This is a genomic window from Streptomyces sp. NPDC054047 (assembly GCF_055585065.1).
The window spans coordinates 168,319-192,189 of sequence record NZ_JBVJKV010000013.1; the positions used below are offsets into that span (position 1 = coordinate 168,319).

Annotated in this window: 19 protein-coding genes; 7 read left to right on the plus strand and 12 right to left on the minus strand. The window is 72.1% G+C overall.

Features of this window, described 5'->3' with window-relative positions; genetic code table 11:
* Positions 1-4 precede the first annotated feature (4 nt).
* Positions 5-784: an SGNH/GDSL hydrolase family protein gene (locus tag ACZ6ZP_RS36380; protein ID WP_351172326.1), complete on the minus strand. Its 780-nt coding sequence runs from the start codon at positions 782-784 to the stop codon at positions 5-7.
* 17 nt (positions 785-801) lie between these two features.
* Between ACZ6ZP_RS36380 and ACZ6ZP_RS36385 the strand changes: the two genes are divergently transcribed.
* Complete coding sequence (locus ACZ6ZP_RS36385; RefSeq protein ID WP_361472157.1) at positions 802-1,287, plus strand: GNAT family N-acetyltransferase; 486 nt, start codon at positions 802-804, stop codon at positions 1,285-1,287.
* Between the two features lie 65 nt (positions 1,288-1,352).
* Here the strand turns inward: ACZ6ZP_RS36385 and ACZ6ZP_RS36390 are convergent, their stop codons facing one another.
* Positions 1,353-1,829, minus strand: a complete 477-nt coding sequence (locus tag ACZ6ZP_RS36390) for a DNA-binding protein (protein WP_361472154.1) — start codon at positions 1,827-1,829, stop codon at positions 1,353-1,355.
* Positions 1,830-2,002: 173 nt separating this feature from the next.
* Between ACZ6ZP_RS36390 and ACZ6ZP_RS36395 the strand changes: the two genes are divergently transcribed.
* A complete protein-coding gene (locus tag ACZ6ZP_RS36395; RefSeq protein ID WP_466231358.1) occupies positions 2,003-2,080 on the plus strand; it encodes a 50S ribosomal protein bL37 in 78 nt (25 codons plus the stop codon).
* Between the two features lie 96 nt (positions 2,081-2,176).
* Positions 2,177-2,797 carry a hypothetical protein gene (locus ACZ6ZP_RS36400; protein WP_366463842.1) on the plus strand — a complete coding sequence of 207 codons (621 nt, stop codon included), beginning with the start codon at positions 2,177-2,179 and terminating at the stop codon, positions 2,795-2,797.
* 67 nt (positions 2,798-2,864) lie between these two features.
* Here the strand turns inward: ACZ6ZP_RS36400 and ACZ6ZP_RS36405 are convergent, their stop codons facing one another.
* Positions 2,865-6,041: a carboxyl transferase domain-containing protein gene (locus ACZ6ZP_RS36405; protein WP_469410091.1), complete on the minus strand. Its 3,177-nt coding sequence runs from the start codon at positions 6,039-6,041 to the stop codon at positions 2,865-2,867.
* Positions 6,042-6,111: 70 nt separating this feature from the next.
* Between ACZ6ZP_RS36405 and ACZ6ZP_RS36410 the strand changes: the two genes are divergently transcribed.
* Positions 6,112-6,765, plus strand: coding sequence for a TetR/AcrR family transcriptional regulator (locus ACZ6ZP_RS36410; protein WP_366463839.1), 654 nt, complete (start codon positions 6,112-6,114; stop codon positions 6,763-6,765).
* 133 nt (positions 6,766-6,898) lie between these two features.
* Here the strand turns inward: ACZ6ZP_RS36410 and ACZ6ZP_RS36415 are convergent, their stop codons facing one another.
* From ACZ6ZP_RS36415 to ACZ6ZP_RS36445, 7 genes are all read right to left on the minus strand, one after another.
* A complete protein-coding gene (locus ACZ6ZP_RS36415; RefSeq protein WP_469410094.1) occupies positions 6,899-7,588 on the minus strand; it encodes an HAD family hydrolase in 690 nt (229 codons plus the stop codon).
* Positions 7,589-7,614: 26 nt separating this feature from the next.
* Entirely contained in the window at positions 7,615-8,121 is a 507-nt protein-coding gene (locus ACZ6ZP_RS36420; RefSeq protein ID WP_351172343.1) for an Lrp/AsnC family transcriptional regulator, read from the minus strand.
* A gap of 139 nt (positions 8,122-8,260) precedes the next feature.
* Positions 8,261-9,436 (minus strand): MalY/PatB family protein, encoded by a 1,176-nt coding sequence (locus ACZ6ZP_RS36425; RefSeq protein WP_469410098.1) that lies wholly within the window; start codon positions 9,434-9,436, stop codon positions 8,261-8,263.
* 3 nt (positions 9,437-9,439) lie between these two features.
* Positions 9,440-11,041, minus strand: a complete 1,602-nt coding sequence (gene malX, locus ACZ6ZP_RS36430) for a maltose/glucose-specific PTS transporter subunit IIBC (protein WP_383825403.1) — start codon at positions 11,039-11,041, stop codon at positions 9,440-9,442.
* Positions 11,042-11,362: 321 nt separating this feature from the next.
* Positions 11,363-12,154, minus strand: coding sequence for an ABC transporter permease (locus ACZ6ZP_RS36435; RefSeq protein ID WP_469410100.1), 792 nt, complete (start codon positions 12,152-12,154; stop codon positions 11,363-11,365).
* Between the two features lie 14 nt (positions 12,155-12,168).
* Positions 12,169-13,701 carry a DUF1349 domain-containing protein gene (locus tag ACZ6ZP_RS36440; RefSeq protein WP_351172355.1) on the minus strand — a complete coding sequence of 511 codons (1,533 nt, stop codon included), beginning with the start codon at positions 13,699-13,701 and terminating at the stop codon, positions 12,169-12,171.
* Complete coding sequence (locus tag ACZ6ZP_RS36445) at positions 13,698-14,663, minus strand: ABC transporter ATP-binding protein (protein ID WP_383825397.1); 966 nt, start codon at positions 14,661-14,663, stop codon at positions 13,698-13,700. Before ACZ6ZP_RS36445 ends, ACZ6ZP_RS36440 begins: the two co-directional genes overlap by 4 nt.
* Positions 14,664-14,774: 111 nt before the next feature.
* Between ACZ6ZP_RS36445 and ACZ6ZP_RS36450 the strand changes: the two genes are divergently transcribed.
* The 3 genes from ACZ6ZP_RS36450 (at position 14,775) to ACZ6ZP_RS36460 (ending at position 18,656) form a co-directional block, all read left to right on the plus strand.
* Positions 14,775-16,079 (plus strand): sensor histidine kinase, encoded by a 1,305-nt coding sequence (locus tag ACZ6ZP_RS36450; RefSeq protein ID WP_469410103.1) that lies wholly within the window; start codon positions 14,775-14,777, stop codon positions 16,077-16,079.
* Complete coding sequence (locus tag ACZ6ZP_RS36455) at positions 16,076-16,756, plus strand: response regulator transcription factor (protein WP_366463831.1); 681 nt, start codon at positions 16,076-16,078, stop codon at positions 16,754-16,756. Before ACZ6ZP_RS36450 ends, ACZ6ZP_RS36455 begins: the two co-directional genes overlap by 4 nt.
* Positions 16,757-16,826: 70 nt before the next feature.
* Positions 16,827-18,656: a glycoside hydrolase family 15 protein gene (locus ACZ6ZP_RS36460; protein WP_469410106.1), complete on the plus strand. Its 1,830-nt coding sequence runs from the start codon at positions 16,827-16,829 to the stop codon at positions 18,654-18,656.
* 33 nt (positions 18,657-18,689) lie between these two features.
* On the opposite strand, the gene ACZ6ZP_RS36465 is transcribed toward ACZ6ZP_RS36460, so the two are convergent.
* Positions 18,690-19,427 (minus strand): class I SAM-dependent methyltransferase, encoded by a 738-nt coding sequence (locus tag ACZ6ZP_RS36465; protein WP_469410195.1) that lies wholly within the window; start codon positions 19,425-19,427, stop codon positions 18,690-18,692.
* 7 nt (positions 19,428-19,434) lie between these two features.
* Positions 19,435-23,862, minus strand: coding sequence for an aminotransferase class I/II-fold pyridoxal phosphate-dependent enzyme (locus tag ACZ6ZP_RS36470; protein WP_469410108.1), 4,428 nt, complete (start codon positions 23,860-23,862; stop codon positions 19,435-19,437).
* Positions 23,863-23,871 lie beyond the last annotated feature (9 nt).

The window sequence follows — 23,871 nt, forward strand, 5'->3', positions numbered from 1 at the left end:
GCGCTTACGCGAACGGGTCCTCGTACGGCAGTAGATCCGGGCGCTTGGCCGGGAGGCCGTCGCCGGAGGAGCGGCCTGTGAGGCGGCGGATGATCCAGGGGACGAGGTGCTGCCTGGTGAAGCGGACGTCGGCCACGCGGCGTGCCGCCCAGTTCGGGGGGACGGTGTCCGGGAGCTGGGCCTGCCAGTCGTCCTCGGGGTCGTAGCCGAGGGACTGCCACACCGCTTCGGCCACCCTGCGGTGCCCGTCGGCCGTCAGGTGCAGACGGTCCACGTCCCACATGCGCTGGTCGCTGAGCACGGTCGATCCGTACAGGTCCACGACCGTGGCGCCGTGCCGTGCCGCCAAGTCGTCGATGTGGACGAAGAGTTCTTCCATGCGGGGGCGGAAACGCTGCTGCACGGGCCCGCTCCGGCCCGGGCTGCGCATCAGGACCAGCTGCTTGCAGGCGGGGGCGAGGCGTTCGACCGCCTCCTCCAGGAGGCCGCGTACGCGGACCATGTCGCACTTGGGGCGCAGCGTGTCGTTGAGGCCGCCCACCAGGGTGATCACATCGGGCTGCATGGCGGCCGCGACGTCCACCTGCTCGTCCACGATCTGGCCGATGAGCTTCCCGCGCACCGCGAGGTTCGCGTACCGGAAACCGGGGGAGGCGGCAGCCATCCGGGCGGCGAGCAGATCGGCCCAGCCGCGGTAGCTGCCGTCGGGCAGGCGGTCCGACATGCCCTCGGTGAAGGAGTCGCCGACCGCGACGAGACTGGTGTAATTGGCATTCATCTGCATGGCGGGAGCGATCGTACATGGAGCTTCGACCGTTCGCCGTGGCGGATGCCGGCACGGTGGCGAGCTGGCCGGCCTCCGCCGGTGAGGTGGCCCTGTGGTGCGGACTGCGCGCCTTTCCCGTGGACGCCCGGGTGGTCGCCGACTGGCAGCTGGACGGGGACGTGCGGGGCCACGTGCTGGTCGAGGGAGAGGCGCTCCTCGGCTACGGGGAGGTGTGGCGCGACGACGAGGAGGAGGACGAGGCGGAGCTCGCCCGGATCATCGTGGCGCCGGGAGCCCGTGGGCGGGGCGTCGGGCGGCGTCTTGTGCGGGGGCTGATCCAGCAGGCACTGCGGGCCGGCCACCCGGAGATCTTCCTGCGCGTCCACCCGGAGAACGCCCCCGCCCTGCGCTGCTACCGCGGGGCCGGATTCCTCCCCGTCGAGCCCGCCCCCGCCGCGGAGTGGAACGCCCCGCAGCCCGTCAGCTATGTGTGGCTCCGGCATGCGGGCCGGGGGCAGTAGCCGCTGCCGGACCGACGGAGGAACCCACGTCCCCGGGGGTGGGGCTCCCGAGCAGGGGCGCGGACTCACTTGCTCGGAGGGGTGACCTCCGGATCGAGCGGCGCCGTACGGCCCACCAACCGCTCGTAGCGCTGTCGCGCCGCCTGCGGAGTGCCGAGGCCGAGGCCGAAGGCGATCTGCGGCCAGGTCATGCCGCGACCGCGTGCCATCTGCAGGAGCGCGGACTCCACGTCGTCCATCTCGCCGCGGGCCGCCGGCATGAGCGTCAGCGCCGCGGTGATGTCCGCGTGGTCCACCTCCGGTTCGCCCTCCGCGGGCTGGGCGATCCCGGTCATCAGGAACGTCACGATGCGTACGGCCTCATGGGGGCTGATGATCCTGGAGTTCACCTGCCGCCACCGCTGCTCGTCGGTGGCCGCGTGCCGCTCGGCGATGCGGAACAGCGAGGCGGGGGCGCGGCCCGCTCGCACCTGGTCGGGGTGCGTGGGGCTGAAGGGGTCGGTCTCGTCGGGCCGGGGTTCCGGTGTCGATGTCGGTGACATGCCTTCAGCGTGAAGGACGCACATCATGCTGTCAATGCTTTGTTGTGAACAATCTGTTTGCATGCGGGTGAGTCCAGTCGCCGGTCGGGATGCTCTGTGAAACGGTGGAAAACGTCCGAAATGCCAAATATCACTCAAGGTGAACTTGGCGCACCTGGCGAGAGGGGAAGCGCATGTCATCGAAGCGACGCCGCAAGAAGAAGGCACGCCGCAAGCACGCGGCCAACCACGGCAGCCGTCCCCAGTCCTGACCGCTGACCGTTGACCGACCGCTGACCGCGCAACCGGTTTCTGTGTGATCTCGTCAACAGCCTTGCCACCTGGGTCAACGGGTGAACAATGGTGCAATGTTGGAGTTGTTGCGAGAAGTCGGCGTGGAACTGCCGGGCGGGGCTGGACTGTTGAAGTTCGGGATGACTCCCGGCGAGGTCCTTGAACTGCTGCCGCCCGACAGGGTCACGCACCACCGCCAGTGCATGGGGCTGACCCTGGACCAGTACGCGGAGCTTCGGCACGCGCACGACGCCTGGCTCGGCGGCCTCCTCTTCGAGCCCGAGTGGAACTTCGACGCCGAGCTCGACGGCGTCGTCCTGGGATTCGGGGGCGGCGGGCCCGGAGCCACCGACCGGCTGGCCCGCGTGGAGATCCAGGCGCGCAGGCAGCCGGACGGGCAGGCGGACGGCCCCGAGACGACACCGGTGGCCTGGGACGACATCGACCTGTTCGGCTATCCCGCCGCCGAGATCGTGGCCGTGCTGCCATGGGCCGGTGCACCGCCCGGCGGCCCGCCCCTCGCCGAGATGGCGGTGGACGAGCTCGGCCTGCGCCTCTCACGGGCGACGCCGACGACGGAGCGCTGGGAGCGCGTGACCCTCGTCGGGCCCGAGTCCGGTGGCTGGGGCTCCTGCTGCGCGGGCGGACTCGTCTGCGCCGAGCAGGGGGACGGCCTCGTGGGGATCATGTACTGAGGGATCTTGTACGGAGGGATCTTGTACGGAGGGGTCTTGTACTGACGGCAGCCCCGGGTCGGGCCGATCACGGCCGCGCCCCGCCCGCACCCTCCAACGCCGCCAGAATCCAACTCCGCGACTCCGCGGGGTCGATGACCGCGTCGATCTCCAACGCGGCCGCGGCATTCACCGCCTTGCCGTGCTCGTACAACTCGGCGACATGGGCGTCGAACACCCGCTGCCGCTCCTCGGGATCGGCGATCGCGGCCAGCTCCTTGCGGTAGCCCAGACGGACGGCGCCTTCGAGCCCCATCCCCCCGAACTCGCCGCTGGGCCATGCCGCTGTCGCCACCGGGGCACGCGTGGAGCCGCCCATCATCGCCATCGCGCCGAGCCCGTACGCCTTGCGCAGCACCAGACTCACCAGCGGGACCCGGAGTTGGGCGCCGGTCACGAAGAGCCGGGAGAAGTGCCGCACGGTCGCCGTCCGTTCGGCGTCCGGGCCGACCATGAAACCCGGTGTGTCGCAGAGCGAGACGACGGGCAGCCCGAACGCGTCGCACAGCCGCAGGAAGCGCTCCGCCTTGTCCGCCGCGTCGCGGTCGATCGCCCCGCCCAGGTGCCCGGGGTTGTTGGCCAGCAGCCCCATCGGCCGGCCCTCGACGCGTACGAGAGCGGTGATGATGCCGGCTCCGAAGCCTGCCCTCAGTTCCAGGACCGAGTCGGTGTCGGCCATGCCCTCGATCGCGGCCCGCACGTCGTAGGCGCGGCGCCGGTTCTCCGGGACGGCGTGGCGCAGCAGCCGCGGGTCCGGCGCGTCCCAACTTCCGGCTTTCCCGGGGGCGTACGTGAAGTAGGCGAGGTACTTCCGTGTCACCCGCACCGCCTCGGCCTCGTCGGCCACCGCGATGTCCACGACGCCGTTGGGCACCTGGACGGAGAGCGGGCCGACCTCCTCGGGGCGGTACACGCCGAGGCCGCCGCCCTCGATCATCGCGGGGCCGCCCATCCCGATGCTCGCCTCCGGCGTCGCGATCACCACGTCGCAGCAGCCGAGCAGGGCCGCGTTGCCCGCGAAGCACCGCCCGGACGCGACGCCCACCAGGGGCACCCGACCGCTCAGCCGCCCCATCTGATGGAACGTCGCCACGTCGAGCCCCGCCACGGACGTCGTGTCGGTGTCGCCGGGGCGCCCGCCGCCGCCCTCCGCGAACAGCACCACGGGCAGCCGCCGCTCCTCGGCGAGCTGGAGCATGCGGTCCGTCTTGCGGTGGTTCTGCAGGCCTTGGGTGCCGGCGAGCACGGTGTAGTCGTACGACATCGCCACGCACCGCACGCCGTCGATCCGCCCCGTGCCGGTGACCATGCCGTCGGCGGGCGTCGATGCGATCAGATCGTCCAGGGAGCGGCGACGGCGCTGGGCGGCGATCGCCAGCGCCCCGTACTCCGTGAACGTGCCGTCGTCGCACAGGTCCTGGATGTTCTCGCGTGCCGTGCGGCGCCCGATGCGGTGGCGCTTGGCGACGGCTTCGGGGCGGTGCTCGTCCAGGCCGAACGCGTGCCGGGCCAGGCTCTCGGCCAGGTCGGGGCGGATGGCGTCCGGGTCCGCGGATTCCTCGGCGTGGGCCGTCGCCGCCTCGCCCGCCGCCGACGCGTCCACCGTCACCAGGGGGTGGCCCTCCGCCGCCGTGTCGCCCACGCGCGCGTGGAGGGCGGTCACGGTTCCGGAGGCCTCCGCACGCAGCACGTGCTCCATCTTCATCGCTTCGAGCACGAGCAACTGCCGCCCTGCCGCGACCTGTTCACCCACCGCCACATCGACCGTGACGACCGTCCCGGTCATGGGGGCGGTGATCGTCGCGTCACCCGGGACCGCCCGCGGCGGCTCGTCGGGCAGCAGCTCCGCGATGTGCTCGGCCACGAAGTCCGTGTGCGCGCCGCCCGCCGTGAAGCCCGGGTGGGCGAGCAGGGCCCGGAGCAGCGGGATTCCGGTGCGTACGCCCTCGACCGCGAAGTCCGCGAGCGCGCGGGACGCGCGTTCGCAGACCGCCGCGAAGTCCCCATGCGGTGTGTGCGTGATGACCTTCGCGAGCAGGGAGTCGTAACGCGCCCCGATCTCCGCTCCGTTGCGCGCCGCGGTGTCCACGCGCACCCCCCGGCCCGTCGGCACGTCGAAGCGGGTGAGTGTGCCCGTGGAGGGCAGCGCGGTGCCGTCGGGCGCCAGGGACTCGGCGTTGACGCGTGCCTGGAGTGCGTAGCCGCGCGGCTGCGGCGGAGGTCCCGCGAGGCCCAGTGACGCCAGCGAATCGCCTGCGGCGAGGCGCAGTTGGGTCACCACCAGGTCGACGCCCGTGACCTCCTCGGTGACGGTGTGCTCGACCTGGAGGCGCGGATTCGCCTCGATGAAGTGGAACTCCTCGCCCAGGACGAGGAATTCGAAGGTGCCGAGGCCGGTGTAGCCGCACTCGCGAGCCATCCGGAGAGCGGCGGACACGAGCTTCTCCCGTACGTCCGCGACGAGGCCGGGCGCCGGGGCGATCTCGACGAGCTTCTGGTGGCGGCGCTGGGCACTGCAGTCCCGCTCCCAGAGGTGGGTGACCTCGCCGGTGGTGTCGCCCAGGATCTGGACCTCGATGTGGCGGGCGCCGGTCAGCAGCTCCTCCACGTACAACTCCGCGCGCCCAAAACCCTGCAGGGCCTCCGAGCGGCAGCGCTCCCAGGCGTCCGCGAGTTCGTCCGGACGCCGCACGGCGCGCATGCCGCGCCCGCCACCGCCTCCGATGGCCTTCACCATCACCGCGCCCGAAGGGCCGAGCCCGGAGAGGAAATCGGCGGCCTCGGCCAGGCTCGTCGGCCCCTGTGTGCCCGCCAGGACGGGCACTCCGAGGCGCACGGCGAGCGCACGCGCGCGTGCCTTGTCGCCGAACAGGCCCAGCACTTCGGGGGAGGGTCCCACGAACCGCAGCCCGGCCTGCGCGCACCGCGCCGCGAAGTCCGCGTCCTCGCTGAGGAACCCGTAGCCGGGGTGGACCAGTTCGCACCCCGAGCGCCGGGCCGCGGCGAGCACCGCGCCCGCGTCCAGATAGGCGGCCGGACCCGTGCCGCACAACGGCTGTGCCTCATCGGCCAGTTGGACGTGCCGCTCGGCGGCGTCGTCATCGGCGTACACGGCGACGGTGCGCAGTCCGGCATCCGCGGCGGCCTGGAGGACGCGGACGGCGATCTCCCCGCGGTTGGCGACGAGCACGGCGGCAGAACCCATGAAGCCCTCCTGAAGTGTGCGGCGCCGCCATGCTCATTGACATTGGCGTCAACGTCAATAAGCTCGCCGCGTGGCACGACATCAACAGCAGCCCTGGGCGACCCGCACCGCCCGCGACCGCAGCGACGCCCCGGCCCGCGGGCGGCTCCTGGACGCCGCCGAGGCCGTGTTCGCGCGGCGTGGCTACGGCGCGACGACCATCGCCGACATCACGGCGGAGGCGGAGGTCTCCCGGGCGGGCTTCTATGTGTACTTCGCGTCCAAGGAGGAGATCTTTCGCGTCCTCGCGGCGCGCGTACGGGACGCGTTCCTCGCCGCGCAGGACGTGCCGGGCGTCGACCTGGACGACGCGCGCGAGGTCGCCGGGGCGTCCACGGCCGCCTTCATCGCCGCGTACGCCCAACACCTGCCGCTGCTGCGTCTGCTGGAGCAGCAGGCGCAGAACGACGAGGACGTGCGCGCGCTGTGGGAGGAGACCCAGGAGCGCCCGATCCACCGGTCCGCCCGCTACATCCGGCGGCTCGCCGCCGAGGGCAGGGCCCGGCCGGTCGCCGATCCGCTCGCCGTGGCCCGCGCGGTCGGCGGCATGAGCATCCAGTTCGCCCGGCTCACGGCGGCGGACCCGGATGCGTACGACGCGGCCGTGCGCGATGTGACCGCCATGTTCCTGCACCTGCTCGGAGTCGATCCCCAAGGCGGTCCCCAAGGCGGTCCCCAAGGCTGAGGAGCCGCTCGCACGCCAGCCTACGTGGTGGAGATCCTCGACGAACCGCCGCTCACGGCGACGGGCAAGATCAGAAGAACGGAACTGACGGAGCGAGCCCGAGCCACAGCTACGGCAGCGGCAACAGCAACGGCTACGACCGCGACAGAGCAGCCAGGTGGTCCCAAGCCGCCTGCGCCGTGAACTCGGCCTGCCCGCCGCGCAGCAGGAGCCCCGCCGACGCGAACGCCGGCTGGTCGGCGTGGGCGGTGACATAGGGGATGGCGATGCAGCGCATGTCGGCGGCGTGCGCTGCCGTCGCCCCCGGAGCGGCGTCCTCCAGGACCACGCAGTCGGCCGGGTCCGCGCCGAGGAGCGCGGCGGCGGCCAGGAAGACGTCGGGCGCGGGCTTGCCGTGCGCGACCTCGTCGGCCGAGACGAACGTGGTCAGGAGTGCGTCGAGGCCGGTGCCGGAGAGGATCGCCTCGATGGCGGCGCGGGACGACCCGGAGGCCACGGCCATCGGCACCCCCGCACCGTGCAGCCGCTCCACGAACTTCCGCATCTCGGGAAAGACGTGCGTGTCGGCGCGGGCCAGCTCCAGGTAGCGACGGTCGAGCTCCGGGAGCAGTTCGGCCACCGGTACGTCGATCCCGTACCGCTCCTTCCAGATGGCGAGGCTCTCCTGGGTGCTGATGCCTACGAACTGCTCGTTCTCGGCCCAGGTGTAGTCGACTCCGTGCTCGGCGAGCAGCCCGCGCTGTGCCGCGTAGTAATTGGGCTCGCTGTCCACGAGAGTGCCGTCGAGATCGAAGATGACCGAGGTCTTGCCGAGGATGCTCATGCCCTCCAGCATGCCAAAGCCGCAGCTCACCGCTGCACGGCGGAGGCGGGGGCGGAGGCAGAGGCCGAGGCCTTCCCGATCGACTCGACGAGCGGCAGCAGCCGGTGCGGGACGCGCTCGCGCAGAGCCATCTCCGTACGGGTACGGACCACGCCCGGCATCTGGATCAGCTGCTGGACCACGTCCTCCAGGTGCCCGTTGTCCCGGGCGACCACGCGGGTCAGGAGATCACCACCACCGGTGATGGAAAAGGCCTCGATGATCTCCGGCACGGCAGCAAGAGCGTCCCCCACTTCATCGAGATGCCCCTGGGTGACCTCGATGTGCACGAAGGCAAGCACCGGGTGCCCGAGCGCGGCAGGCGAGAGGGAAGGCCCCGTCCCGGTGATCACCCCGTCCCGCTCAAGCCGATCGAGCCGCGCCTGAAGGGTGCCACGGGCAATGCCGAGCACACGCGCGTACTCACGGACGCTGGTGCGGGGCTGCTCCAGGAGGAGACGCAGAATGCGGGTGTCGAGTTCGTCGACGGCCATGGCGCGGGTCTCCCGGGTGCAAGGGGGATGAACCTGGCGACTGTACCAATGGGAGAGGGCGGGCAGCCTCAAGGAGAACGGTCTGACCTGCGCATACTGAAGCGGCCCTCAGCTCCCCTCCAGCTCCCGGCCCCACAGCTCAGACGGCGCCGTCCCTCCGCTGGAGCGCCCGCACCGCCTCGATCAGAGCCGTGACCCCCTGCTCGACCTTGGTTCGTGGGCAGCCGGCGTTCAGGCGTAGGTGGCCGGGGGAGTCGTATGTCGTGCCGGGCATGATCGCTGTCTTTTGGGTTTCGATCAGTTCGCGTTGTAGGGCCTCGTCGTCGATGTTCAAGGGGCGGATGTCGATCCAGGCCAGGTAGCCCGCCTGGGGTGGGGTCCACGTCAGGGGTGGGAACGCCGTGTTCAGGCGGTCGGCCACCAGGTGGAGGTTGCCGCGCAGGTACGTGCCCAGGGAGTCCAGCCACGGGGCTCCCTCTCGGTACGCCGCTATGTGGCCCACCAGGGAAAGCACCGCCGGGGACGACAGGCCGTCCGCCTCCTTGAGGTGGTGGAGGTACGCGTCGCGTGTCGTGGGGTCGCCGATGATGCCGTAACTGCCTGTTAGGGCAGGGATGTTGAAGGACTTCGACGCCGATGTCACGATCGCCCAGCGGTCGCCCCGGCCGCCGTGCAGGGCCCAGGGGCGGTGGACATGCGGCGGGTGCGCGAGGTCCGAGTGGATCTCGTCGCTGATCACCGCCACGCCGTACCGCGCGCACAGGGCCGCGACGCGGTCCAGCTCCCCTTCCGTCCACACATGCCCCGTGGGGTTGTGGGGCGAGCACAGCAGCAGTACCGCCGTGTCCGGGAGGGCGAGGAGCCGCTCCAGCTCCGTCCAGTCGTCGAGCGGGCAGCCCAGCAGGCGGCGTTCGTTGGCGGCGATGGTCTTGGGGAAGGCGTCGTACGCCGGTGTGTGGACCACGACCCCGTCGCCGGGGCGTGACCACAGGCGCAGGAGCCGGGCGACCTGGTAGATCACGGACGGGCCGTAGACGATCGACTCCGGGTCCACCACGGTCGCGTGGCGTGTGCCGTACCAGTCGACGATCGCGGAGAGGAAGTCGGCCTGGCGCCAGCGGGAGTAGCCGAGCACGCCGTGGTCGAGCCGGCCGCGGAGCGCCGCGAGGACCGCGGGCGCCGTCTCGAAGTCCATGTCCGAGATGGTGAAGGGCAGCAGGTCCGGGACGCCGAAGCGGTCCTCCACGTAGTCCCACTGCGTGCACCACGTGCCGTGCCGGTCGACCGGAGTGTCGAAATCGAAGGAGTGCCCCATCGCTCAGCCCACCCGCGTCAACGACGCGATCGCGTCCTTCACCGACTGCACCTGCGGGCCGATGATGACCTGCACGTTGTGCGCGTCGAGCTTGATGACGCCCACCGCGCCGAGCTTCTTCAGGCGCGGCTCGTCGACCTGTTCGGCGTCCGCGACCGTCATACGCAGGCGGGTGATGCAGTTGTCGAGGGACTGGATGTTCCCGGCGCCGCCGATCGCCTCCAGGATCGCCACGGCGTCGTACTTCCCCGCGATCAGTTCGCGCGGAGCCGCGGCCTCGTCCTGGGACGACGACTCCTCCTCGGTCCCCTCAGGGGCAGGCTCGTCGCGGCCCGGCGTCTTGAGGTCGAAGCGGGTGATGGCCCAGCGGAAGAGGAAGTAGTAGACGGCGAACCACACCGCGGCGATGACCGGTATCAGGTACCACTTCGTGGTCGTGCCCTGGAGGACGCCGAAGACGAGCCAGTCGATGACGTTGCCGTCGGTGTTGCCGATGAACACCCCGAGGACGGCCGCCGTCAGGAAGCCGAGGCCGACCAGGACCGCGTGGATCAGGTACAGCCACGGGGCGATGAACAGGAACAGGAACTCCAGCGGTTCGGTGATGCCGCCGACGACGCACGCGACGACGCCGGAGATCAGGAGGGCCTTGATCTCGGGGCGCATCCTCTTGTTCGCGCAGTGGTACATCGCCAGAGCCGCGCCCGGCAGCCCGCCGAGGTAGACCGCCATCTTGCCCTGGGACAGGAAGTGGGTGGCGCTGGTGACATCGTCACCGGGCGGGTTCGCGCAGTTGAGCTGCGCGTAGAAGAGGTTCAGCGCGCCGGAGACCTGATCGCCGCAGACCGCGCCCGAACCGCCCACGTCGGTGAAGCGGAACATCGCCACGAGGATGTGGTGCAGGCCGATCGGACGGAGCAGCACCTCGCCCATGCCGAAGAAGAACGGGCCGAAGACACCCGCGTGACCGATCGCGCGCCCCAGATCCGTGATCCAGCCGTTGAACGTCGGCCACACCAGCGGGATCAGCAGGCCGAGCAGGCTGAGTACGAGCGTCGAGATGATCGGGACGAACCGCAGGCCGCCGAAAAAGGCGAGCGCGTCCGGCATCCGCTGAGCACGAAACCGCTGGTGGAGCACGCTGACAACGATGCCAACAGCGACGGCGCCGAGCAGTCCCGTATCGATGGACTGGATGCCGATGACGTCGGCGATGCCGTAGTGGGCGATGGCCTTCTCGTCCTCGAGGTCCACGCCCTTGGCGGTGAGGTAGAAGTTCACCGCCAGGTTCATCGCGGCGAACCCGACGAAGCCGGAGAAGGCCGCGACGCCCTTGTCCTCGCGGGCGAGGCCCAGCGGGATGGCTATCGCGAACATCACCGGGAGGAACTTGAAGGCGACGAGGCCCGTACTGGCCATCCACGTGAAGACGAGGTGGAAGCCATCGCCCTGGAGGAAGGTGAGGTTGTCGGTGACGGCGTCGCTGGAGAGCGACGAGCCGATGCCCAGCATGATGCCGCAGAACGCGAGCAGGGCCACCGGGAGCATGAACGTCTTGCCGAGGCCCTGGAGGAACTCCCAGAGCGCGGACTTGGTCTTCTGCATGTGTGGGGGTCTTTCGGGCCTGAGCGGAGACGTGCGATGACCGGCCCACGGGCGCGCGGGCCAGGACGGTGGCCGGTCACATGCTGCACACAGGGATCGCCTGCCGATCAGCGTGGCTGGTCCGACGATCCACGCCGAAGGTCGATCGATCCGCCCGGACGGATGAGATCACAGCAGTTCGGGGGCTGTCCATGGGGGAGGAGCGGCTCAGGACCTAAGTCCCGGCCGCGCCCTCACCTGTAACGGGCCCCGCTCGCACGCCGCCTCATCCGTAGGCGGCCTCGCCTCATCCGTACGCCCGCCTCACCCGCGCCCGCCGCCTCACGCGTCCCGCATCCGCAGCACCGCCCCGCCCGCGAGAAGCGCCGCGCCCGCGTACGCGGCGAGCACCCCGATCCCCGCCCACGGCCCGATCGGCAGCTGGTCCAGATCGAGCGTCGACTGGATCGCCAGCCCGGCCGTCGCGGGCGCCGCACGCCGGGCGTACTCCTGCCAGTCGGGATCGGCGAGCAGCCCCGCCAGGAGCGGGAAGGCGTAGAAGAGGCCGAGGACCGCGGTGACGGCACCGGCCGTGTCGCGCAGCGCGGTGGCCACGCCCAGGCCGATCAGGGCGGCCAGCGTGAGGTAGAGGACCGTGCCGGCGGCCGCGCGCAGGGTCGGACCCTCCGCGAGGCCCGGTGTCGCGAAGCCGTCGGCGGCCAGCAGCATCCGCCCCGCCAGGAGGGAGCCGAGCACCCCGACGGCACTGGCCGCCGCGGTCAGGGCGCACAGCACCAGGGCCTTCGCGGCCAGCAGCCGCACCCTGCCCGGCTCCGTCGTCAGCGTCGTACGGATGGTGCCCGTGCCGTACTCGCCGCTCATCGTGAGCACCGCCAGGACGACGACGGCGCCCTGGCCGAGCCAGACCCCGGTGAGGCTCAGCTTCACGGTGTCCTCGTGGCAGTCGGCAGGGACCGGGCAGTCCCCGGCGGTCAGCGACGCGGCGGTGGCCGCGCCCGCGAGGACGGTCAGGGCCACCACGGCGAACAGGAGCCACCAAGTGCTGGGCAGGGTACGGAGTTTGGTCCACTCGGCATGGACGGTGCCGAGCGCGCGTCCCTCGGGTGCGCGCACACCGCGGCCGCCCTTCACGCGTCCCGCTTCCGGACGCGCCACACCGCGACGCCGAGCGTCACGACGGCGTATGCGGCCAGCGTCGCGAAGCCGGTCCACGCGCCCTGCGGATAGCAGCCGTCCTCCGGGAGGCACAGGCTCGCCACCTGGTCGTGGCGCGGAGTCGTCTCCTGGATCGCGAACCCCGCGACGGGCGTGAGCCGTTGCAGCCACTGCGACAGGCCGAGCGGCAGCATGCTGACCAGGATCAGCGGCAGCACGATCACCACGACGACGGTGGTGATCGCGGCGGCGGTGTTGCGCAGCAGCGCGCCCAGCGCCAGGGCGAGCACGGCGATCAGGGCCAGTAGGGCAGCGGTGCCGAACACCGCGCGCAGGACGGGGCCGTCGGTCAGCGAGAAGTCGGGGAACCGCGGCGGCTCGTGACCGTTCGCCCGCAGCACCGGCATGCTGAGCAGGTACGAGGCGAGCGACGCGACGAGCCCGGCGGCGAAGGCCACCGCGCCGATCACCACGGCCTTGGCGACCAGCACCCGGCCGCGCCGCGGACTGGCCACGAACGTCGTGCGGATCATGCCGCGCCGGTACTCGGCGGTGATGAACAGGACGCCGAGCGCGGCGATCAGGACGAGGCCGAGCTGCGAGCCGTTCAGGGCGGTCGCGACGAGGTCGGGCTGCATGGGGGCGCCGGGGGCGATGTCGCCGGAGCCGGTCAGCGTGAACGTCCCGCCGGAGCGGACCAGTTCACCCTGCTCGCCCTTGCCCTGACCGCCGCCGCCCTGGCCGATGTCGGTCCGCTTCCAGTCGGCGCCGCTCTTCGCGCCCTTGACCGTCACCTCGTCGAAGCGCGCGGTCGAGCGCGACGGGCGGTCGTCGATCGAGACGTTGCCGAACTGGCGTTGCATGGACTGCACGTTGGGCGACGCCACGAAGAGGCCGACCGGGACAGCGCCCGTGGCCGTGCCGATTCCGGCCGTGCCGATCTTCCTCCAGTCGCGGCCGTCGTCCGACGCGTACGCCGTGACGGTGGCGCCCGCCCGGGTCAGCCGCAGCCAGTGCGGCGTGTCGGCGGACGCGTCGCCCCCCGCGACGTCGCGGGTGAAGTCGCTCTGGAAGCGCACCCCGTGCCCCGGGGTGACCATCAGCGCCGCGTAGTCGGAGCCGCTCTCGGTGTTCTCCTTGACGAGCACCCCGGCCTTGGCCCACTCGGGCGCCCGGTCGGGGCCCGCGCCGGTGGGTCCTGTCACCCGCGCCGTGACGCTGCCGTCGGCGGGGAGCGTGCGGTGCACGAAGGTGAAGTCGTCACGGACGTGCCTGGCCGGGCGGTCGGCCGCGGACGAACCGCCGCCTCCCTCGACCTGGAGGCCCGAACTGGACGCGGAGAACAGGGAGATCAGCACGGTCACCACGACCGCGGCCAGCAGGGTGAGGCCCCAGCGGCGCACCGTACGCAGTTTGGTCCACTCCGCGCGCAGGAGCTGCGGGAAGCCGTCGCGCCCGACCACGACCGTGCCGGGGCGGCGAGGGGGTGTCGCCGTGGTCGTCATCGGGTGCCCTCCCCGACCGGGTGCTCGGCGGCGAACTCCGCCTCGTTCCTGGTCAGTTCCATGTACGCCTCTTCGAGCGTGGCGCGGTGCGCGGCGACCCCCGAGAAGGCGACACCGGCGCCGCCGAGCAGTTCCACGACCCGTCCCGCCTCAAGACGGGAGACGGTGAGCGTGTCGCGGCCGGTGGCCGCGACACTGGCCCCGGCGCCCGCGAGGACGGTCATCGCCGTCGTGCGTTCGGCCGTCCGCACCTCGACGCGGTCGCCCGACGCGGCGGCGAGCAGCTCTCGTACGCTCGTGTCGGCGATGACGCGCCCGCGCCCGACGACCACCAAGTGGTCGGCCGTGTCCTCCAGTTCACTCATCAGGTGACTGGAGACGAGCACGGCGCGGCCCTCGGCGGCCAGGGACTTCAGGAAGCCGCGAATCCACCGGATGCCTTCCGGGTCGAGCCCGTTGACGGGTTCGTCGAAGAGCAGCACGGGCGGATCGCCGAGCAGCGCCGCCGCGATGCCGAGGCGCTGCCGCATGCCGAGCGAGTACCCGCCCGCCCTGCGCCGGGCGGCCTGCCCGAGCCCGACGAGGTCGACGACCTCGTCCACCCGCCGCACCGGAAGACGGTGCGAGTGCGCCATCCACAGGAGGTGATCGCGTCCGCGGCGGCTGGGGTGCACGGCCGCCGCGTCGAGCAGCGACCCCACTTCGAGCAAGGGCGTACGCAACTCGCGGTAGGGGCGCCCGCCGATGAGGGCGGTGCCCTCGTCGGCGGAGTCCAGGCCGAGGACGATGCGCATGGTGGTCGACTTGCCGGCGCCGTTGGGGCCGACGAAGCCCGTGACCTGACCCGGCGCGACGGTGAAGGAGAGGCCGTCGACCGCGGTGACCGATCCGAACCGCTTGCGCAGCCCGCGTACTTCGATGGTCGCTTCGCCGCCATCGGCTGTTGCTGTGATGCCATCCATGAGAAGGGAGGCTAGGGACGCCGTGCCCGCAGGTCGTCACGCCGGGGAGCCGTCTTCGTATCCCTCACGTGAGGGACTCCGCCGGGCGCCGGGCCGGTGACAATGACACGTGTGAGGGAGAAATCTTCCAGAGCGGGCTTCCGGCGCGGCATGCCCGGCTTCGGTCGCGGCACCGCCGGCTTCGGTCGCGGCGTGGCGCGCGGCCGCATCGCGCACCGCCCCGAGACTCCGGTCGCGGCAGCGGCGCTCCTGGCGCTCGGGGCCGTGAGCGAGGTGCTGCTGCGGGCGGACGGCGATGTTCCGCTCCCGCTGGCCCTGTCGCTCGCGCTGGGGACGACGGTGCCGGTCGCGGTGCTCGCGGGCGGCGACCGCATGGCGCAGCCCTCTGCTGGGCAGCACCCCTTCGGCGCCTCAAGGAGCTCCCGTGGCTACTTCGCCGCCGCGGTCGTCCTCGCCGGTGTGGCGGGCATGCTCTCCCTCGCGCCGTTCCACGTCCTGACCGGTGCCGGACTGTGCGCGCTGCTCGTCGCGCTCCACCAGGCCGGGCGCCGGGGCCTGAAGTACGTGGCCGGCCTTCTCCCCCTGCCCTTCATCGCGTACGCGGTCTCCGTGCCCGCGGGATCGGATGCGGGGGAGCGGTTCCTGACCGTCCTCACCGCGGTGGGCGCCGCCGTCGCCGCCGGTACCGGTCTTGCCCGCAGGGCGCGGGACACCGCCCTGGTGAACAGCGCGACCGAGCAGGCCATCGCGGACACCCTCCTGGAACACGTCGCGCGCGGCGAACGGGCCAGGATCGCGCGCGAGTTGCACGACGTGGTCGCCCACCACATCTCCATGATCGCGGTACAGGCCGAGACCGCCCGGCTGACCACCCCGGGCCTGCCCGCCGTCGGCGCCGAGCGCTTCCTGGCCATCGGCGACACCGCGCGCATGGCCCTGACCGAGATGCGCAGGCTGCTCGGCGTGCTGCGCGAGGACGCGGGCGGCGGCACGACGCCGGACCGCCGCCCGCAGCCGGGCCTCGAACAGCTCGGTGAACTCGTCGACGAGGCACGCGACGCGTCGGCGGCGGCCGTGCGCCTCATCGTCGAGGGCCCGGTACGCCCCCTGGACCCCGGCCTCGAACTCACCGCGTACCGCATCGTGCAGGAGGCCCTCACCAACACCCGCCGCCACGCGCCGGGCGCCGCCGTGGACGTCGAACTCCGCTACACCCAGGACGCGTTGCGCCTGCGCGTGCGCGACAACGGCCCCAGTCCGCACACGTCGAAGAACCTCGACGCGGGGCACGGCCTGGTCGGCATGCGGGAGCGGGCCGCGATGGTCGGCGGCGAGCTGCGTGCGGGCCCGGCGCGGCGCGGCGGATTCCTCATCGAGGCGACGTTCCCGGCGCCGGTGCGGGAGCATGCCGCATGAGCACCCCCAGCCCCTCTCCGCTGCGCCTCGTCATCGCCGACGACCACGAGGTCGTACGCGCCGGATACGCCGGACTCCTCGCCACCCAGCCCGACTTCACGGTCGTGGGCACGGCGGCCGACGGCGCGCGGGCGGTCGAGCTCTGCCGGGAGCTGCTGCCCGACCTGGTCCTGATGGACGTCCGCATGCCGGTGATGGACGGCATCGAGGCGACCGGGCGGCTCGCCGGGACCGGCACGCGCGTGCTGATCCTGACCACCTTCGACCTGGACGAGCACGTGTACGACGCGCTGAGCGCGGGCGCCGCCGGGTTCCTGCTCAAGGACGTGACGGCGGAGCGCCTCTTCGACGCGGTGCGGGTGGTGGCCGCCGGCGAGGGGCTGCTCGCCCCCACCGTGACCCGCCGCCTCATCGCGGAGTTCGCCCGCCTCAGGCCGGGCCCGCCCGCGGGGCCCGCCGCCCGCCTCGACACGCTCACCCCGCGCGAGACCGAGGTGCTGCGGCTGATCGCGGAGGGCCTGTCCAACCCGGAGATCGCCGGGCGGCTGCACGTCAGCGAGGAGACCGTGAAGACCCACGTGAGCCGGGTGCTCGCCAAACTCGGGCTGCGGGACCGCACGCAGGCGGTGGTCGCCGCGTACGAGTCGGGCCTCGTGGTGCCCGGGGCGGGGGCCTGAGCCCAGGCCCGACGGGCCCGTCCGCCGTACAATGGAAGGGCGGCAATGTGCACGACGGCGTGACTCGATCATGAACGCACGCATCGAGGACTACGCCCTCATAGGTGACCTGGAATCCGCTGCCATGCTCGGCAGGGACGGGTCGATCGACTGGCTCTGCCTGCCTCGCTTCGACTCACCGGCCTGCTTCGCCGCACTGCTCGGCACGCGGGAGCACGGCTTCTGGCGCGTCTCCCCCGTAGGCGCTGGACCCTGCGCCCGGCGGGCCTATCGCCAGGACACCCTGATCGTGGACTCCCGCTGGGAGGGCCCGACCGGTGCCGTGCGCGTCACGGACTTCATGCCGCCCCGCGCACACCTGCCCTGCGTCGTGCGCGTCGTCGAGGGCCTGTCCGGCGCCGTGGCCATGCGCAGCGAACTGCGGCCGCGCTTCAACCAGGGCCGCATCGTGCCGTGGGTGCGCGCCCAGGAGCACTGCACGGTCGCCGTGGCCGGTCCCGATTCCCTCTGGCTGAGCGCCGACGGCCCGATGGAGATACGCGGCGTGGACACCACCCCGGACTCCACCACCCCGGACTCCACCGACCCGAACCCCACCGTCCTGGACTTCACCGTCACGGCGGGCCAGCGCCTGACCCTCCAGCTGGTGTGGGCGCCCTCGCATCTGACCGATCCGCCCGCGCCCCTGAGCGTCCCGGCCGAGACGGCCCTGAAGGCGACCGGCGACTTCTGGCGCCGCTGGACGGCCCAGTGCCGCTACCAAGGTCCCTGGCGGGAGGCCGTCACCCGCTCGCTGATCACGCTGAAGGCCCTCACCTACGCGCCCACCGGCGGCATCGTCGCCGCGCCGACCACCTCGCTCCCCGAGTGCGTCGGTGGCGAGCGCAACTGGGACTACCGCTTCTGCTGGCTGCGCGACTCCACGCTGACCCTCTCCGCCCTGCTGCGCAGCGGCTACCGCGAGGAGGCCACGGCCTGGCTCGACTGGCTGGTGCGTGCCGTCGCGGGGGACCCCGCCGATCTACAGGCGGTGTACGGAGTGGGGGGCCAGCGGCGGCTGCCGGAGGCCGAGGCGCCCTGGCTGCCCGGCTACGAGGGGTCGCGGCCCGTACGGTTGGGGAACGCGGCGGTCGGTCAGTTCCAGCTCGACGTCTACGGCGAGGTGCTCGACACGCTCTACTTGTCGCTGCGGGCGGGGATTCCGATGCAGCCCCATCTGTGGAGCCTGGTGAAATCCCTGATGGGCCATCTGCGGGAGCACTGGCGCGAACCCGATCAGGGACTGTGGCAAGTCCGGGGCGCCAGGCGGCAGTTCGTCCACTCCAAGGTCATGTCGTGGGTCGCAGCCGACCGTGCCCTGCGGATGGGTGAACTGCTGGGCAGGAACGAGTCCGCGGGGGAGTGGCGCGCCATGCGGGACGCGGTGCACCGGGAGGTGTGCCGTGAGGGGTGGGACGCCGGGCGGCGGTCGTTCGTGCAGTCCTACGGATCGCCCGCCCTGGACGCGTCGGCCCTGCTGATCCCCAAGGTCGGCTTCCTGCCCGCGGGCGACCCGCGCGTGCGCGACACCGTCCGGGCGATGCGAGCCCTGGACCACCAAGGATTCGTGCGCAGGTACGCGCACGAGGGCCCGGGCAGGCACGGCGTGGACGGCATGCGCGGATCGGAGGGCACGTTCGTGGCGTGCTCCCTCTGGTACGCCGACGCGCTGGCGGCGACCGGCGACCTCCGGCAGGCGCGCGAGACCTTCGAGCGCGTCCTGGACGTACGCAACGACGTGGGCCTGCTCGCGGAACAGTGGGACCCGCGAGACCGGCGCCAACTGGGCAACGCCCCCCAGGCGTTCAGCCACATCGCGCTGGTGGAGACGGCGTTCGCACTGCGGGAGGCGGGCGCCTGAGGCCCCAGGAGGCGGGTCCCCGAGGGCGGGCGGTCACGCCTCGCGGCGCGTCGCCGAGAGCAGCACCATCCCGGAGTCGCCGTAGTCCGGCAGTGTCGGGTCGGCGTCGATCCGGGTGACGGCGAGGTGCTCGGTGAGCGGGGCGAACACCTCGGTGACGACGGCCGGGTCCACTGGGCAGCCGGGCCACCGCGACGTGGGCCCGATGCGGTACGTCGGCATGTTCTCCATGAACGCCGCGACGAGATGCCCGCCCGGGACGACGGAGCGCGCGAAGCGGTGGCAGAAGTCGGTGAACTCCGCGAAGTCCTCGGTGACGCCCTCGGCGACGAAGTTCATCGACGAGATGTCGTACGAGCCGGACGGCAGCGCCCGGATGTCGCCGTGGACGACGCGCACGCCCGCGAGCGCCCGTGGAAGCGTCGGCGGCAGATCGGGGTTGAGGCGTCGGCACAGCGCGTGGAACGGCAACCAGCTTTCGTCAGGGGCCTGTTCGAGCTGCCGGGTCAGATAGGCGACGCCCGCCGCGCTCGCCTCCACGGCGTCGATGCGGCGGCTCGCGGCGGCGGCGAGGATCAGCGGATAGAGGTTGGGTCCGGCCCCGAACTCCAGGGAGCGCGCGGCGCTGTGCGGGGCGAACTGCCGGTAGAAGGCGGAGTGGTGGACGATGACCGCGGCGTCGGAGGGGTGCAGCACGCGGTAGTTCTCGCCGAGATAGTCCTGGACGGGCCAGCTGTCCCAGTCCACGTCGTCGTTGCGGGTCGGGGCCATCACGGTGTCAGCTCCCCGGCCGCAGCGGGAACCGCTCGGAGAGGCGGGTCAGGGCGGCGTTGAGCCGGTCGATGTCCTCGTCGGAGTTCAGGGCCGTGAGCTGCGCGCGGAAGCCGACCCGGTCGCGCGGCACGAGCGGATAGGCCGCGAGGGTCACATAGATGCCCTGCTCCCAGAGGAAACCGGCGACCGCGTCCAGGTCGGACGCGTCGGCCAGGGGGATCTCCACGATCGGCAGCTGATCGGAGTTGAGCGTCTTCAGCCCGAGCCCGGCCACGTGGTCCAGGACCCGGACGGTCTTGCGGTGCAGATCGGCGCGGATGGCGTCGCCGCGCCGGTCATTGACCTCCAGCCCGGCAAGCGCGGTCGCGAGCGAGGCGGTGGGCGAGGGCCCGGAGTACAGATAGGGGGCGGCGGTGACCTTCAGATGGTCCTTGAGCCCGGTCGGCAGCGCGAGAAAGGCGAGCAGCGACGAGTAGGCCTTGGAGAAGCCGCCGACGAGCACGATGTTGTCGTACGTCTCACCCGTGTGCCGGACGACGCTGTTGCCGCGCATCCCGTACGGGCACGGCTCGTCGACGCCGCGCTCCCCGATGACACCGAATCCGTGGGTGTCGTCGATGTACAGCGTGGCGTCCACGTCACGGCAGAGTCCGGCCAGTTCGGGTACGTCGGCGATGTTCCCGCTCATGCTGTTGACGCCGTCCAGGCAGACCAGGCGGGCATCGCCGCTCGGCACCGCCCGCAGCAGGGCGGCCAGTTCGTCGGGCCGGTCGGCGTGGAACCGCCGCAGCGTCGCGCCCTGCCCGCGGGCGGCCACGCAGCCGTCGTACACCGTGCGGTGCGCCGCCGCCTCGACGAAGACATGGCCCTTGCCCGCGAGGACGGGTATCACCGAGGCGTGGATCAGGGTCGCCGTCGGGAGCAGCAGCGTGTCGGGTGCACCGAGCAGCGCGGCGAGCCGTTCCTCGATCTCGGGGTAGAGCCGGGGGCTGCCGAGCAGCCGGGACCAGCTGGGGTGCGTTCCCCAGCGGCGTACGGCGGGTTCGATGGCAGCGATGATCTCCGGATCGCAGTCGAAGCCCAGGTAGTTGCAGGAGGCGAAGTCGATGAGCCAGTGGTCACCGCTGCGGATGTGCCGGCCGCGGACCTCGTCCAGGACGCAGTCGCTCATCGGGCTGGTCCGCCGCAGGTGGTCGAGATCGCCCCAGCGCGGCTCGCTCCGTACCCCCAGGAGTTCGGCGTCAGGTTCGCTCATGGCGCTCTCCCTCTCCGAGGGGATCGGGGCGGTCGGGACAGCGCGGGTGGAAGGAGCGGGGGCGGCCGGTGTGATCCGGCGGCCCGGCCCCGCTCCCCGGCCGGTGGCGGCGCCGTTCTGCCCCCGGCGTCGCAGGAGCCGCTCCCCCTGCTCGGCCGTCAGCGGCCGGGCGAAGAGATAGCCCTGGCCGAACCCGCAGCCCATCCCGGCCAGCAGGTCCCGCTGCGCGGACTGCTCGATGCCCTCGGCGATGACCTGGAGGCCCATCGTGTCGGCGAGGTGCACGATGCCCTCCACGAGGGCGAGTTGCCGGGTGTCGTCGGCGATGTCGTCGATGAACGTCTTGTCGATCTTGAGTACGTCGACGGGGAACTCGCGGAGGTAGCGCAGCGAGGAGAATCCCGTGCCGAAGTCGTCCACCGCGATCCGCACCCCGAGGTCCTTCAACGCCTCCATGACCCCCTGGATCTGGCTGTCGCGCCGCATCAGCACCGACTCGGTGAGCTCCAGCTGCAGGGAACCCGGGGCAAGGCCGGGCGTGTCCAGGGCCCTGCGCACCTCGTCGAGGAAGCCCGCGTCGCGGAACTGGCGCGCGGACACGTTCACGCTGATGTAGGGGTGCCGCTCCGATGAGGGCCCCACGCTCTGCAGTCCGGCCATGTCCGTGGCGGCGCTGCCCAGGACCCAGGCGCCCAGCGGCGTGATGTGCCCGGTCTCCTCGGCGAGCGGGATGAACTGCTGGGGCGGCACCAGGCCGCGCCGGGGGTGCGGCCAGCGGGCCAGGGCCTCGAAGCCGACGATCTCGGCGGCGCCCGCCGCGCTCTGCGCCGGGTCGACGTGCGCGCTGATGTCCACGACGGGCTGATAGCGCAGCGCGAACTCCTCGTCGGCGATCGCCCGGTCCAGGCCGGCCTGGAGGTCGTGCCGCTCCAGCATGCGTACGTGCAGCCGCTGCTGGAAGCGGCGCCATTGGCGCTTGCCCGCGGCCTTGGCGGCGTACAGCGCCAGGTCGGCGTGGGCCAGGAGCTCATCGGCGCCCGCGCTGTCCGCGGCCGTGGCCACGCCCACGCTCGCCGAGACGCTCACGCAGTCGCCGGACAGCTGGAAGGGCCTGCTGAGCGCCTGCACCACCTGCGCGGCGAGGATCTCGGCGTCGACGGGCTGCTTGGCGTCCTCCATCAGGACGGCGAACTCGTCGCCGCCGAGCCGGGCCGCGGTGTCGCTGCGGCGCAGCGACCGCGAGAGGCGCGATCCGACCGCCGTCAGGAGCCGGTCGCCGACCGAGTGCCCCAGCGTGTCGTTGACGACCTTGAAGTCGTCGAGGTCCACGAAGAGCACACAGGTCAGCATCGACTCGCGGCGGCCGCGCAGCAGGGCGCGCTCGATGCGCTCCAGGAGCAGTGTCCGGTTGGGCAGGCCGGTCAGCGCGTCGTGGAAGGCCCGCTGGGTGAGCTCGTGCTCCAGCTGCCGCTGCTCGGTCACGTCCCGCAGGGTGACCACCAGGCCGCGGACGGTGGGGTCCTGGCGCAGGTCGCTGCAGCGCACCTCCACCTCGATGCGCCCGCCGCCGCGCGGCATCCACCAGTAGTCGTGGGGCTCCTGCTGCCCGCCGCCGCGCATGGCCGCGAGGACCCGCGCGGCCCGGTCGCTGTCGCGCGGGTCCACCAGCGCCGGGAGCTCCGCCCCGATCAGCGTGGCGGCCCCGAAGACGGCCTGGGCGGACGGGCTCGCGTACCGCACGGTGTCGTCGTCGTCGACGATGAGGATGACGTCGGAGGCGTTGCGCACCAACGTACGGAAGTGCGCCTCGCTCTCCCGCCGGATGATCTCCTTGCGGAGTGCGATGCGCTCCTTGGCCAGGCCCGCGTGCGAGGCGAGGATCTCCAGGGAGCCCCAGATCTCGGTGAGCTGTTTCTCGGAGCCCGCCGCGATCAGCACCCCCGGCGGCGCGTCGCCGGCCGGACGGTCGCGCTGGATCATCGGGCACACCAGCGCACGCTGCGCGGCCCCGAAGCGGGCGGCGATCTGCGGGCCGAGTGCGGCGGCCTGGACCAGGCGCGTGCGGCGCAGGTCGAGGGCGGCGTAGGGCACCGGCGGTGTGTCGCCCGCCTCCAGGAGCAGGGTCCCGGACCGGCCGCCGGACCCGGAGAGCGCGGCGACGGTCGTCTCGCAGGTGTCGGTGATCTCCTCCGTCGTGATCGCCGCCACCAGCGAGGAGGCCGCGTCGCGCAGCGCAAGCTCACGGTCCACGGCCTTGCGGTGCGCCACGACCATGCCCGCGAGCCGCAGGATCACCAGCAGGAACAGAGCGCCGGAGAAGGCGGCGATGACGGCCGCGTCATGGGCGCTGTCGAGCAGGCCCTCCGTGAGCAGGATCGCCGGGGCGATGAGGGTGGCCGCGGCGAGCAGCACGAGCCTGCGCGGCGGCGGGAGCAGGGTCAGTGGCTGATGGGTGTAGGCGGTCAGCTCCGCCATGGAGGGATGCAGCGCGGCAAGGCCCCACGCCGTGTAGAAGACGATCCAGCCGGTGTCCAGGAGCGTGCCCGCCTGCCACAACCCGTTGAGCTGGAGAATCCCGTACGCGATGTCGAAGAGCAGCAGGGTGAGCGTGCCCAGGACGAGCAGGCGCACGGCGGGATTGTGGCCGGTCACGTAGCCGGGGGTCAGCAGCCGGGCGAGCAGGGCGAGGACCAGGACGTCGCCCAGCGGGTAGGCGATGCTGATGGCGCGCTGCGGCCAGGTCAGGCCCTCGACCTCGGTGAGCGGCTGGACGAGGTAGACCCAGACGGGCAGCGCGAGCCCGCCGGTGATGATCAGCGCGTCGAGGAGGCTGGGCAGGTCGCGGCCCGCCCAGCGGTAGCGGACCAGGCCGAAGAGGCCTGCCGCGAGCAGCGGATAGACCACGAGGTAGCAGGCGTCCGCCGGGGAGGGGAACGGATTGGACGCGTCGAAGTACTGCTCGACCACGTTGTAGTACGTGTCGCCCGCGGCGAACGCGAAGAGTCCGGCCGCGAGCACCCACCACGGCCAGCGGTGCGCGGGCCGGTGGACGTGCGCACCGAGGAGGACGGCCGCGACGCCCCCGAGGCCGATGAGTGCCCAGAGGGGTGCGCGCAGGCCCGGCAGCGTCATGTAGACGGCGGTGAGAGCGGCGACCAGGACGATGTAGGCGACCATGAGCCGATG

Excerpts from the sequence above, each read along its gene's own strand:
- ACZ6ZP_RS36380 (WP_351172326.1), bottom strand. The coding sequence starts at position 784 with ATGCAGATGAATGCCAATTACACCAGTCTCGTCGCGGTCGGCGACTCC.
- ACZ6ZP_RS36385 (WP_361472157.1), top strand. The coding sequence starts at position 802 with ATGGAGCTTCGACCGTTCGCCGTGGCGGATGCCGGCACGGTGGCGAGC.
- ACZ6ZP_RS36390 (WP_361472154.1), bottom strand. The coding sequence starts at position 1,829 with ATGTCACCGACATCGACACCGGAACCCCGGCCCGACGAGACCGACCCC.
- ACZ6ZP_RS36395 (WP_466231358.1), top strand. The coding sequence starts at position 2,003 with ATGTCATCGAAGCGACGCCGCAAGAAGAAGGCACGCCGCAAGCACGCG.
- ACZ6ZP_RS36400 (WP_366463842.1), top strand. The coding sequence starts at position 2,177 with ATGTTGGAGTTGTTGCGAGAAGTCGGCGTGGAACTGCCGGGCGGGGCT.
- ACZ6ZP_RS36405 (WP_469410091.1), bottom strand. The coding sequence starts at position 6,041 with ATGGGTTCTGCCGCCGTGCTCGTCGCCAACCGCGGGGAGATCGCCGTC.
- ACZ6ZP_RS36415 (WP_469410094.1), bottom strand. The coding sequence starts at position 7,588 with ATGAGCATCCTCGGCAAGACCTCGGTCATCTTCGATCTCGACGGCACT.
- ACZ6ZP_RS36420 (WP_351172343.1), bottom strand. The coding sequence starts at position 8,121 with ATGGCCGTCGACGAACTCGACACCCGCATTCTGCGTCTCCTCCTGGAG.
- ACZ6ZP_RS36425 (WP_469410098.1), bottom strand. The coding sequence starts at position 9,436 with ATGGGGCACTCCTTCGATTTCGACACTCCGGTCGACCGGCACGGCACG.
- malX (WP_383825403.1), bottom strand. The coding sequence starts at position 11,041 with ATGCAGAAGACCAAGTCCGCGCTCTGGGAGTTCCTCCAGGGCCTCGGC.
- ACZ6ZP_RS36440 (WP_351172355.1), bottom strand. The coding sequence starts at position 13,701 with ATGACGACCACGGCGACACCCCCTCGCCGCCCCGGCACGGTCGTGGTC.
- ACZ6ZP_RS36445 (WP_383825397.1), bottom strand. The coding sequence starts at position 14,663 with ATGGATGGCATCACAGCAACAGCCGATGGCGGCGAAGCGACCATCGAA.
- ACZ6ZP_RS36455 (WP_366463831.1), top strand. The coding sequence starts at position 16,076 with ATGAGCACCCCCAGCCCCTCTCCGCTGCGCCTCGTCATCGCCGACGAC.
- ACZ6ZP_RS36460 (WP_469410106.1), top strand. The coding sequence starts at position 16,827 with ATGAACGCACGCATCGAGGACTACGCCCTCATAGGTGACCTGGAATCC.
- ACZ6ZP_RS36465 (WP_469410195.1), bottom strand. The coding sequence starts at position 19,427 with ATGGCCCCGACCCGCAACGACGACGTGGACTGGGACAGCTGGCCCGTC.
- ACZ6ZP_RS36470 (WP_469410108.1), bottom strand. The coding sequence starts at position 23,862 with ATGGTCGCCTACATCGTCCTGGTCGCCGCTCTCACCGCCGTCTACATG.